The sequence below is a fragment of the Flavobacterium pedocola genome, assembly GCF_053764385.1.
The window spans coordinates 19,024-30,884 of sequence record NZ_JBSNCR010000008.1; the positions used below are offsets into that span (position 1 = coordinate 19,024).

The 11,861-nt window shown below is 30.4% G+C and carries 10 protein-coding genes; 8 read left to right on the forward strand and 2 right to left on the reverse strand.

The genetic code is table 11. The features are described 5' to 3' along the window. The first annotated feature begins 4 nt into the window (after window positions 1–4). The 6 genes from ACWPKD_RS14840 (at window position 5) to ACWPKD_RS14865 (ending at window position 8,707) form a co-directional block, all read left to right on the forward strand. Entirely contained in the window at window positions 5–343 is a 339-nt protein-coding gene (locus tag ACWPKD_RS14840) for a nucleotide pyrophosphohydrolase (RefSeq protein ID WP_455413479.1), read from the forward strand. Then, window positions 340–2,532 carry a DNA/RNA helicase domain-containing protein gene (locus tag ACWPKD_RS14845; protein ID WP_455413480.1) on the forward strand — a complete coding sequence of 731 codons (2,193 nt, stop codon included), beginning with the start codon at window positions 340–342 and terminating at the stop codon, window positions 2,530–2,532. The genes ACWPKD_RS14840 and ACWPKD_RS14845 overlap by 4 nt, the downstream gene beginning before the upstream one ends. 89 nt (window positions 2,533–2,621) lie before the next feature. After that, entirely contained in the window at window positions 2,622–4,697 is a 2,076-nt protein-coding gene (locus tag ACWPKD_RS14850; RefSeq protein WP_455413481.1) for a GNAT family N-acetyltransferase, read from the forward strand. Further along, window positions 4,675–5,127, forward strand: a complete 453-nt coding sequence (locus tag ACWPKD_RS14855; RefSeq protein ID WP_455413482.1) for an ASCH domain-containing protein — start codon at window positions 4,675–4,677, stop codon at window positions 5,125–5,127. Before ACWPKD_RS14850 ends, ACWPKD_RS14855 begins: the two co-directional genes overlap by 23 nt. Before the next feature lie 66 nt (window positions 5,128–5,193). After that, window positions 5,194–7,551 (forward strand): AAA family ATPase, encoded by a 2,358-nt coding sequence (locus ACWPKD_RS14860; protein WP_455413483.1) that lies wholly within the window; start codon window positions 5,194–5,196, stop codon window positions 7,549–7,551. Continuing rightward, a complete protein-coding gene (locus ACWPKD_RS14865; RefSeq protein ID WP_455413484.1) occupies window positions 7,538–8,707 on the forward strand; it encodes a hypothetical protein in 1,170 nt (389 codons plus the stop codon). Before ACWPKD_RS14860 ends, ACWPKD_RS14865 begins: the two co-directional genes overlap by 14 nt. Window positions 8,708–8,825: 118 nt before the next feature. On the opposite strand, the gene ACWPKD_RS14870 is transcribed toward ACWPKD_RS14865, so the two are convergent. Further along, window positions 8,826–9,227, reverse strand: a complete 402-nt coding sequence (locus ACWPKD_RS14870) for a helix-turn-helix domain-containing protein (protein WP_455413485.1) — start codon at window positions 9,225–9,227, stop codon at window positions 8,826–8,828. A gap of 175 nt (window positions 9,228–9,402) precedes the next feature. Here ACWPKD_RS14870 and ACWPKD_RS14875 point away from each other — a divergent pair, with 175 nt between their 5' ends. Both ACWPKD_RS14875 and ACWPKD_RS14880 read left to right on the forward strand, forming a co-directional pair. Further along, window positions 9,403–10,263, forward strand: a complete 861-nt coding sequence (locus ACWPKD_RS14875) for a hypothetical protein (RefSeq protein ID WP_455413486.1) — start codon at window positions 9,403–9,405, stop codon at window positions 10,261–10,263. A gap of 16 nt (window positions 10,264–10,279) precedes the next feature. Next, complete coding sequence (locus tag ACWPKD_RS14880; RefSeq protein ID WP_455413487.1) at window positions 10,280–10,645, forward strand: hypothetical protein; 366 nt, start codon at window positions 10,280–10,282, stop codon at window positions 10,643–10,645. Between the two features lie 675 nt (window positions 10,646–11,320). Here ACWPKD_RS14880 and ACWPKD_RS14885 read toward each other — a convergent pair. After that, the coding region (locus ACWPKD_RS14885) for a T9SS type A sorting domain-containing protein (protein ID WP_455413488.1) at window positions 11,321–11,861 on the reverse strand (541 nt) is incomplete at its 5' end.

Below are 11,861 nucleotides of genomic sequence, written 5' to 3' on the forward strand. Positions count from 1 at the left end.
TACTATGGATAAGTATAAAAAAGTAATTGAAGAATTAATTCAGTTTAGGAATGAAAGAGATTGGGAACAGTTTCACGATTCTAAAAATTTAGCGTTGGCCATTTCTATTGAAGCTTCAGAACTGAACGAACTTTTTTTATGGAAAAAAGGAGATGAGGTTGAAAATATTAATAAAGAACGTTTAAAAGAAGAACTTGCAGACATTCTTTCCTTTGCCTTTTTACTTGCCGAAAAGCATAATTTGGATGTCTTTGAAATCATCTCTGAAAAGATTAAAAATAATGCCTTAAAATATCCTGTTGATAAAGCAAAAGGAACCGCCAAAAAGTATAATGAGTTATGAGTTTATCCTTTGCATTGTCGATTGAGGTTTCCGAACAATACGATTTCAACAAAGATTCGTTAAGCAAGATAGAGCAAAATCCATGGGTAAAAAACCAATGGCCGTTGGTGTATTTTATTCAAAATGAAACGGAGCGAATTGCCTATGTTGGCGAATCTACCAATGCGTCTAGCAGAATTAAAAATCATCTTGCAAATCCTAAAAAAGCAGGTAAGCTTAATAAGATTTCTATAATTGGAAGCGACAAATTCAACAAGTCCGCAACTTTAGATATTGAATCAAATCTGATACAATACATAACTTCCGAAGGCACTTATCAACTCCAAAATGGAAATTACGGTTTAATCAATCACAATTACTACCAACAGGATTTATACAAAGACCTTTTCAAGGAAATTTGGAATAAACTTATTGAGAAGAAAATTGTAACTAAATCACTTACTGAGATTGAGAATTCCGAATTATTCAAATATTCTCCGTACAAATCACTAAACGAAGACCAATACAATTCGGTACTTCAAATTCTCAATGGTTTATGCGATAAAGATACCAACAGAATTTTCATAAAAGGAAGTGCAGGAACTGGTAAAACCATACTTGCCACCTACTTAATAAAGCTATTGTATTCCGATGTAACAGAAGCAGGTTTGGAAGAGTACAATGATGATGAACTAAGAGAAATAAACTACATCAGGTCTTTTCAAGCAAAATACCCTAATGCAAAAATAGGGTTGGTTATTGCCATGACATCCTTACGGGAATCATTAAAAAATGTTTTCAGAAAAATTCCGGGCTTGAAACCTTCCATAATCATTAATCCATCAGAAACCTTCAATTTAAAAGAAAAGTACGATTTGTTGATTGTAGACGAAGCCCATCGATTAAGGCAATACAAGAATATTGGCTGGATGGGAGCCTTCAAAAAGAACAACCAAAAATTAGGCTTAGACGATACCGGTAACGAGTTAGACTGGATATTAGCCAACAGTAAAAACCAAATTTTCTTTTACGATTCCGCTCAATCGGTGAAACCGTCAGACATTGATGAAAGTTATTTTGACAAGCTACTGCAAGATAATAACACGCTAAATCTTCAATTAACTTCTCAAATGAGGGTTAAAGGAGGTAACAATTATATCTCCTTTGTTGATGAACTGCTTCACGTTAAAAGAAAAACAACAGAATACTTTGAAATTCAGGATTATGAGTTAATGACTTTTGACTCGTTAAATGATTTATACGACGAACTTAGAAAAAGAGAAGAACTTCATGGCTTGAGTCGATTGGTAGCCGGTTACTCTTGGCCTTGGGCATCCAAGAACGATAAAAACGCTATTGATATAGAAATTGATGGTTTGCAATTTCAATGGAATCAAACCGAAAAAGATTGGGTAAACTCCCCTACTGCTTTTCGTGAAGTAGGTTCTATTCATACGGTACAAGGGTATGATTTAAACTATACTGGTGTTATTTTCGGTAGGGAAATCGACTATGATGAAAAAACAGGAAAAATAGTAGTTAACCCAAAAATGTATTTTGATGCCTACGGGAAAAACGGAATAAAAAATATTGACGATTTAAAAGCCTATATTATCAATATCTACAAAACAATAATGTACCGAGGCATTAAGGGAACATTTATTTATGCCTGTAACGAAGGGTTACGGAATTATTTAAAGCAAAATATTGAATCTTTTAAACAGGAAATTCCTTTTAGAATACTGCCGTTTGAAGATGTAAAACCATATGTAAATGCCGTTCCTTTAGTAGACATTACCGCAGCAGCCGGAAACTTTAGCGATTTACAAATACATACTGATTTCGATTGGATTGAATTACCTTTTCACATTACTCCAAAGAAAGGATATTTTGTATGTAAAGTTGAAGGCGATTCCATGAACAAAATAATTCCAAATGGCTCTTATTGTTTATTCAAGCAAGATATTGGTGGCTCAAGAGATGGTAAAATAGTGTTAGTTGAAAGTACAGATATTCAAGATACAGATTTTGGTTCGGGTTATACTGTAAAACAATATCATAGTACTAAAAATATTGATAATGACCAATGGAGCCATCAATCTATTACTTTAAAACCGCTTTCCTATGATTCGAAATATGATGATATTGTATTGACTGAGGAAGGATTGAGAAGTTTAAGAGTTGTTGGGGTTTTTGAGTGTGTTTTGTAGTTTACAAAATCTCACTCCAATAAAAAAATGAGTTTTAAAGAGAAGGTATTAAATATGTGGGTGGCTATAATTGTTGATAATTTGTTTTTATGGAATTGAGAATTGTTAATCACAATGAGAGCATTCTAAGTGATATTGTATCCCTTGGTAAAAAGAATGCAAAAACATTAGGAATGTTTCCAGAAGGGGCATTCATTGATCATGCCAAGAAAAAATGTATAATAGCCGCCATAGAAAATGATAAATTATTAGGTTATATTTTATTTAGAATAACTCAGTCTAAAGGAATCATAAGTATCGCTCATCTTTGTGTTGATTCTGAATATAGAAATAAAGGTATTGCGAAAAAATTACTTGATTTTTTAAAAAATAAATACCAACATTTATTTAGAGGAATTGCTCTTAGTTGTAGAACAGACTATACTGAAGCCTCACGGTTCTACGAAAAAAATGGTTTTAAAGCAGCAAAGGAAGTTCGAAGTAGAAGCAAAGAAGAAAAATATCTTGTCAAATGGTTTTTCGATTTTGGAAATCAAGATTTATTTTCGTCAATCCATATTTCTGATTCAAAGTTTAATGTCTTGCTTGATGCTAATATTTTAATCAAATTAAGGGATATCAGAGAAGACGAATTTAATGAAATTCAAGCTCTTAATGCAGATTGGCTTGATGATGAAGTTGACTTTTTTTATGCTCAAGAAATGCTAAATGAAATTAATCGAGATTCCAATAAAGCAAGAGCAAATTTAACAAGACAATTTATAAATAAATATAAAGAAGCGAGATTTGTTCCTGAAGAAAGAGATATTATATACAAGGGATTAGAAAATCTTCTTTTAGGAAAATCAGATAATGATATTTCCGATAAAATACAACTGTCAGAATGCATTGCATCGGGGATTGATTGTTTTGTTACAACCGACAAAAACATTTTAAACGTTTCAGATCATATACACGAACTTCATTCAGTAAAAGTATTAAGTCCTTCTGAATTCATATTACATATTGATCAGTTAAAAAATAAAGCAAATTACAATTCAGTAAGGCTTGCTGGTGCAAATTATGAAACAAAGACTATAGAGTCTTCAGATATAAACTATTTAACTGATTTGTTTTTATCAAAAGAATCAGATGAAAAAAAACATGAATTAAGTGATAAAATAAATACAGTTATTGGTAGCATCAAAAATTCTTATTTTAAAATTGTTAAAGATAATAAAGCAGAATATCTGGGCTTTGTTGCCGGAACGTATAAAGACAGTATATTTTCGATAAGAATATTAAGAACTAAAAGAAGTAAAATTGCATTTATTTTATTTTATCAGTTATTAACAGATATCATAAACTATGCTTCAGAAAACTGTCTAAATAAAATCATTATAGATGATAAATATTTGAGTGATTACCAAATTGAAATTCTAGAAAGTTTTGATTTTGAACACAAAGAAGGACAGTTCCATAAAATGTCAATTAAGGGACTAATAGAAACAAACCAATTATTTAAACATGAAACTATTACTTCTAATAATGTTGATTTATCATTTATAAAGGAAAAACTTGATTCTGTCGATAATGAAGAAAAAAGAGTTCTTAAATTACAATTAGAGAGAAAATTATGGCCAATCAAGCTAAAAGATTTGGACATACCTACTTACATAATACCAATTAAAAGGCATTGGGCAAGTCAACTTTTTGATTTTTATCAAGCTGACCAAACACTATTTGGAGCAAAAGCTGAATTGGTTTGGCATAGAGAAAATGTCTATTATAGAAATGTAATGCCTGTCTCGGAAAAATATCCTGCCCGCATTCTGTGGTATGTTAGTGCGGAGAAAAAAGTAACTACCGGCAGACACAAAGGAATTATTGGTACCTCTTATTTAGATGAAGTCTTCATTGGATCCGCAAAAAATCTTTTTCAGCAATTTAAAAACTTCGGAATTTATGAATGGAAAGATATTTATAAATTAGCCGAAGAAGATTCTAATAAAGAAATAAAAGCTATTAAATTCAGCGATACAGAAGTTTTTAAGAATATAATAGGTTTAAATACAATTTCTGAGATTCTTATTAGGAATGGAAAACCTAGAAATACATTCACTTCTCCTTTAGAAGTGTCAAAAGAAATATTTAATCAGATTTATGAAATTGGAAAAGGATTATAAAGTACAAAGAGCATTATTTATTTCAATAAAACCTGAATTTGTGGAAAAGATTTTTAATGGTACAAAAACTATTGAATTAAGAAAATCTGTTCCAAATGTTAAAAAGAACGACTTAATAATAATATATAGTACTGGTCCTGTTATGTCAGTAATAGGTACTTGTAGGGTTAATAACATTATTTCGCTTAAACCAACAAAACTTTGGGATGAATACTATGGCAAAATGGGTATTGACAAAAAAAGATACTTTGAATATTATAAAGGAAAAGATGTAGCTGTTGGGATTTTTTTGAAAGATGCCAAAAAAATGGAAAAGGCCATCCCTCTTTCAGAACTAAGAGTAAAATTTAAAAACTTTCACCCACCTCAAACTTTTCGATATTTCGATGTAACAAGTTTCAATCAACTAATAGCAATTCAAGACGTGTAATGAAATTTTTTTTCAATAAAACACAAAACAAACAGGAAAAGAAATTTAAAATATTTAGAATATAACATGAGTGGGTTTAAATTGATTGCGATAAGACCTTTAGCTGGATGTCATGAAAGGTTTTTGAAAAATTTAACAGCTGGGGTTGTTTATAAATTTTATCAAGATTACATTTTTTTAGATAAAAAAGGGAAAGAAATATCTCCATTAAATGATAATCTGTTTGAAAATAAAATACATGTTAAAGAGCCTGAAGATTATATTGATATTTATTCTTCAAGAAATATCAATATCAATGTAAGTACAATTGTTGGAGAAAATGGTAGTGGTAAAAGTAGTATTATTGATTTTTACAACACTTTATGTTATTACTTAGCTAGTAATAATTTTAAGACAATTAGTTTAACTTCTCAAATCTGTTTTAATAAATTAAAAGGCTTACTTGTATTAACAGTTGAGTATATAGAAGTTTTGAAACCATTTTTAAAAAGTGAATTTGAAATTACTAAAGATGACGTTTATAAGTTAACTGAGAAAGATGTAAAAAAGTATACAGAGAAAATAGTAAATCATATTACGGAATTATTTGCAATTTATCAAATCCAAGTTAGATTTTTTAAAAAGGTTGATGAACATAATTTCATAAAATTATTAATCAGTTATAGCTATGAAGGAAATGAATATCATTCTTTAAACAGTAAATTTTCATTTACAGATCCTCTTCAAATGTTTATTGAATTAAATAATAAATTTATTAAAAGAATTAAAAAAATAGAACAGGAATATGAAGAAGAAGTTCTTTTTGAAAATGATTTAAATCAAAAATTTAATTTTCAGTTATTCTATGAAAAAGAGAACAAAGTGTTTTGTATAGAAAAATATAATGATAAAATAGAATTACCTGATTATAAATTCTTTTATTCTATACTTCTAAATTACTCTCTTCATTCATTGAACTCAAATATAATGGGGAATTGGATATTTAATCTTTTCCATAAAAATGACGGATATCAAACACCCCTTGTAATTAATCCTTATAGAGAAAATGGAAATATTGATATAAATCGAGAACTTAAACTATCAATCGATAGATTGGTTTTCAATATAATTGATCAAATAAATAATGGAAAAGAGGCTACTTTACTTTCCAAGTACAAGTTTAATAAATTTTTATTAAAGAGAAAAGTTAAAGATGCAGATAGATATCCAATTAACGAATTAGATTTTGATTTAAAAATTGAATCAACTTTTCTGGATTTTATTTCAAAATTTCCGTATAAATTCCACTTTTATGAAGAAAAGAATATTTCAGATTATGCATTAGGATACTTAATTAAAAAATTTAGAAGAATATCTAATACATACATGCAGCACTTTTATAGTTATTCCGAAAATTCAAATTATGATTTGATGGAAAGAGTAGAAAAATTACAAGAGTGGCAACAAAGTAAGACTATAAAATTTATTGAAGAGAATAAGAGTAGCCATGTAACAAAAAAACTTTTCCAAACTTATAATTTTTTAAAAAATTTAGAATCATACAATGAAAATTTAGAATTCATAAAAAAATGGGATTTAGATGATGTAATTACGATTACAAATGATGAGATTTTAATTTGGATTAATTTTATCAAAGAAAAAATTTTGAATGATGCAGATGAAACAAACACGGATAATATAGTATTAAATTTGTTTCCTAATATTTTTGATATAGATATAGAATTTTTGTTAGATGATAAACCAATTAGATTATCAAACATGAGTTCAGGAGAACAACAATATATTTTTAATATTAATACAATTACATATCATATAAACAATTTAAAGACTATAAAGGAAACAAAAGAAAATGAGTCTAAAATAAGAAGTTACAATGATGTTAATATTATTTTAGACGAAATAGAGTTATACTATCATCCGCAGTTTCAGAAAAATTTTGTCATGGATATAATTGATTCAATTATTAATTTAGAGTCACTTAATGAAATGAAAAATTTTAATATTTTATTTTTAACACATTCACCATTTATTTTATCAGACATACCATCATCAAATGTATTAAAATTAAAAGATGGATTACCTCTAACCAAAAATGGCTCTAATGCCTTCGGAGCTAATATTCATGATATATTAGCAAATGATTTTTTTCTAAATGATGGATTCACAGGGAAATTTTCTAATAAGTATATAATAAACTTAATTGAAGAAATAAATAAAATTGAAAAACTAAATTCTGAAGAGGAGTTTGATAAATATTTAATAATGATAAAAATTATAGATGAGCCATTTATTAAATATAAATTAATTGAAATTTTAGAAAATAAAAAAACATATAATAATCAAATTTATCTGGATTCTTTAATTGCTCAAAAAAAGAAAGAACTTGATAATCTTTTAAGTAAGAAGAGAAATGATAAAAATTGAGCATCCAAATTTAAATAGTATAGAAAATGAATATAGTAAAACTATTACATCATCTTTTTTGAAAAATATTGATGATGTTTTAGAAGTTTTGTCACTTATTAATTCACCAAATATAATTGTTGAAAAAACGGTTAAAAATAAAGTACATGGGCTGACTTCTGCAATCAAATCTATTACTGGAATTAAGAATTTACTAGATTCTAAACACCCCAAAGGAGATGGTAAAATGACCTTTGATTTAATTTTTACTTTAAACAGTTATAAAATAAAAACAGACAAAAGGTCTAGATGCAGAAAAACAAAAAAATATGCAGAAATAGAAAGTCAAATTAAAAAACTCCAAAGTTTTATTAATCATAATAATCTTTTTGGAAGTAAACCTAACGAGTTAATGGATCTGAATGAAGAATTAAAAAACGAGTTGGGTAATTTAAATAAAAGGATATATAACCATTTTTTTGATTATAACAAATATTACAGTATCATTAACCATAAAATAGGCAAAACTTTAGACTTGAAATGTTGTCCATACTGTAATAGAAATTATATAACTTACATTCCTGATAAAAATAAACGTTTTATCGGACCAACATATGATCATTTTTTTAGTAAAAATCGATATGAATTCTTGACCTTAAGCTTCTACAACCTAATCCCTAGTTGCTATATATGTAATAGTAATTTAAAATTGAATATTGATTTTAAATTAGAGACTCATATACATCCATATCTTGGTGGATTTGATAATGAGATTACTTTTGATTTTGAATTATCTACCAAAAGTAAAATCAGTTTTATTCCAAAACTAATTGCACATCAATCAATTTCTAAACAAAAAAAAGAAAGAGTATTTGGAACGAATTTAATAAAGAATTCAGGAAGTATAAATGTCTTTAAATTAGAAGAAATTTACGAAAGTCATGGAGATTCTATTAAGGAGATTTATAAAAAATTCGATAAAGCAAGCCCACACTATATCGGTTCAATCTCAAAAATAATTGATAAATTAAAAACATCAGAAGAAGAATTTTATAGATTTTATTTCAGAAATTATTATAGAACAAAAGATTTCAACAAAAGACCATTAGCTAAATTGGATAGAGATATTTACAATAAACTAAAAACAATTTCGGAACTTTCTATAATCAATAGATAATTTTTTATAAAATGTTTTAACTTTTATAATCATGGCTAAACAAAGTCCTCTTGGCTTAGACCTCGTTATGAAAATTAGACAAACAAAAAAGGAGACAGTTTACAGTCTCCTTTTTATTTTATTTATCCTTAGCTAACTTCTCCAAATAAGTAACCTTATCTCTTTCCACCTGCAACAAACGTTCATAAAGCTTCTTATTTTCATCTATACTTTCCATTAATTTTTCTAATGGATTGAAGGTGCAATTGTAATTTAGTGAAGATGAATTATCGTGATAAGTATTTCCAATAATATTAAAAACAGCTTCCTCAGAAAAATTCTTAATCCCCTCAGCAGTAACCCCCAAAACCTTAGCAATCTCCTGAAGTTTCTCCTCTTCAACAGTCTCGCTATTCTCAATATTAGAAATTGTCTGCTGGCTAACACCAAGGGCAGCGGCTAACGCTTCCTGTTTCATGTCGCGCAATTCTCTTATGCGGCTTATCTTTCTTCCTATGTGGTTTTTTGCTACTGTGTTCATGGTTCAAAAATAAGGTTTAGTCCGTAATCCTCAAAAGTTCTTTATTGGTAAAATACAAGCGGGAAGGGGTAGTATACCAATGGTTTTGGTTCGGTACTTAACCAAGGCTTCCGTACTTGCAGTCGCTTAGCAAATATAAGATTTTTCGTGAATGTTCAACCAAAAAAATATCGTTATGGCAAATCAAACTTCCCTTCAACCCAACACGGTGTCACAAAACGAGGCACTTGAACATGTTACTGCTTTTCTAAAAGAAAACCTCAAACTCTCAGGTTTGTATTGTTTCGGTGTACAGCACACCATTAAATCCAAGCATTGTTATTTATCAGGTAATGCATTTAACCAAAGTAACTACCACTTTTACATACTGGCGTTTTGCCCGGAATTTAAAGAAAATGCCGTTGGCGAATTGGCAGATGTACTTAAAACCAAAAGCAATGGGCAATATACTATTACGCTTTTGTTGCACAAAGCCAGTGCGGTAAGGCAATTAACGGCACAGCAAAGCTATTTCTTTCAAAAAGTAATGCAATCTGGTGTATTGTATAAGCATCCTGTAGTTCCTCCTGTCGTAACTGTAGAACGTTATCCAAAACGCAATATCGAAAGTATCAGGGCGTATTGGCACAACCGCAACCGCATTGCCGAGACGTTTTTAGAATCGCAAAACCAGATAGAAGGTTTTGATACCCAACCCATTCAGGAATCGATGCTGCATATGGCTATAGAGAACATTACCTTGGCGCTAATCCATACTTTTCTGGGCTACCGCCCGATGCATTTCTCATTGGGTTATCTTTTTGATTTATGCAAACTTTTTTGCTCACTGCCGGAGGATATTTTCCCGAGGAATACTCCGGAAGAACTGAAAATTTTCCAACTTCTATCGCAACATCTGAGTAAGCTGCGCTCCGTTAAATTAAAGCCTACAGATTTCGTTCTTACAGAACTACTGCAAAGACGTTGTTATCAATTCCACGAAAAAGCAACGCTGCTAATAGAAGCCGAAATAAAACGCCTGGAAGAAACCAACTAACCTAAAACCAATAATCATGAAAGAAAACGAAATACATTCCTTAACAGACCTCCATAAGTACATCGGGAACAGAAGGTATTTTACCCTTCTTAAGCCCTGTGAGCATCGAAAGGAATCCTACAACGTTCCTTTACAGTTTTCCGGTCATGCCGATGTAATCTTTACCGTTATGGATATTATAAAAGTTGCTATTCTGGCCTTAGAGGCAGACGAACCCTACGATTCCAATCATATAGTAAATTCCAGAATAAACATCCGCAACCTCCTCGAAATTGCTTTACAACTAATCCCCATGGAAGAAATGCAACTGCTGGACGAAATACACCAATTACATGAAACGTATAAAAAAACGGAAACAAGTACTGAGATAACAAAGCAATGAGTATAAAAACTAAAAAGAGTATACAAAACTAATTGCACACTCTTTAAAGACTCATTAATCAGAAGCGTTAACTTCCAATCGTTTAGTTCAATAAAGGTACAAAAAATTCCCTTTTAGAATAATAATTATATATTAAAAATTTAATTTCAAATCCTCAATTATAAAATAAGGCATGGATAATGCATGGTTAGTGTATGGATAGTGTATTAATAATGTATGAAAAATTCTAATCCGCGCAATCGGAGATCTCTCAAGCCGTCATTGCGAGCGTAGTGAAACGCAGCGCGGCAATCTCATGAATAAAAGCCAACGCATCAATCAAGAGATTACTTTGTCAGTTCGCTTCGCTCGGGTGCCACACACCACTACGTTACGTTCGCAATGACGTGTGGAATGAGTTTCGCTTGCAATGACAACTTGTACTGTCATTACGAGGAGGGACGACGAAGTAATCTCTGCATTGAACATGAGATTGCCGCGCTTCACTTCGTTATGCTCGCAATGACAATCGTGAATCAAAGCACCTCTTAAGAACGTGTAGCCGTTATGAATTATGAATAAGACCATTTAATAACAAAAAATACAATTTGAGAACCCTTACGGCTTTCGTCTGGACATAACAATAAAAAAAGCCTTTTCGTTATGAAAAGGCTTTTCGTTTTATACTTTATAAAATTACTTTTTAATCACTTTAAAAGTTTTACTTTTCGTTTCACTGTCAATACGAACAAAATAAACCCCATTGGCTACCCCGTCAAGAGACAAGTGTAATTCCTCCTGCTGGGCAAAGTTGATTTGCTTGATGGTCTTCCCTAGCAGATCCGTTATGATAACTTCAGCCTTGTCGAAACTATAAGGCAAACGAATGGTAAAATTCCCCATTGTTGGATTAGGGTACAAGCTTATACCAGCCCAAACATCATCTTTAACACCCAGAACAGTATTACAAACAGAGGTAGCTTCACAGCCTCCAACCGTTAAAATAACCGCATAGTTTCCATCTACTGATGGTGTAAAAGACTGACCGTTTGCTCCCGGAACAAAGGCATTTCCGTTATTACAATCGATCCACTGATAACTGTCAGCTGTAGCATTTGCAGTTAAAGTTCCTCCTGAAACTGTTACAGTCGTATCAGTCGTATTGTTAAGAATCACGTTTTGTGTAGCCGTACTCGTGTTACCGTTACCATCCGCAAAAGTCCACGTTACTACCGTT

What these genes read in the sequence shown, in the direction of transcription:
- ACWPKD_RS14865 (WP_455413484.1), top strand. Translation starts at nt 7,538, where the DNA reads ATGATAAAAATTGAGCATCCAAATTTAAATAGTATAGAAAATGAATAT.
- ACWPKD_RS14860 (WP_455413483.1), top strand. Translation starts at nt 5,194, where the DNA reads ATGAGTGGGTTTAAATTGATTGCGATAAGACCTTTAGCTGGATGTCAT.
- ACWPKD_RS14845 (WP_455413480.1), top strand. Translation starts at nt 340, where the DNA reads ATGAGTTTATCCTTTGCATTGTCGATTGAGGTTTCCGAACAATACGAT.
- ACWPKD_RS14840 (WP_455413479.1), top strand. Translation starts at nt 5, where the DNA reads ATGGATAAGTATAAAAAAGTAATTGAAGAATTAATTCAGTTTAGGAAT.
- ACWPKD_RS14850 (WP_455413481.1), top strand. Translation starts at nt 2,622, where the DNA reads ATGGAATTGAGAATTGTTAATCACAATGAGAGCATTCTAAGTGATATT.
- ACWPKD_RS14855 (WP_455413482.1), top strand. Translation starts at nt 4,675, where the DNA reads ATGAAATTGGAAAAGGATTATAAAGTACAAAGAGCATTATTTATTTCA.
- ACWPKD_RS14875 (WP_455413486.1), top strand. Translation starts at nt 9,403, where the DNA reads ATGGCAAATCAAACTTCCCTTCAACCCAACACGGTGTCACAAAACGAG.
- ACWPKD_RS14870 (WP_455413485.1), bottom strand. Translation starts at nt 9,227, where the DNA reads ATGAACACAGTAGCAAAAAACCACATAGGAAGAAAGATAAGCCGCATA.
- ACWPKD_RS14880 (WP_455413487.1), top strand. Translation starts at nt 10,280, where the DNA reads ATGAAAGAAAACGAAATACATTCCTTAACAGACCTCCATAAGTACATC.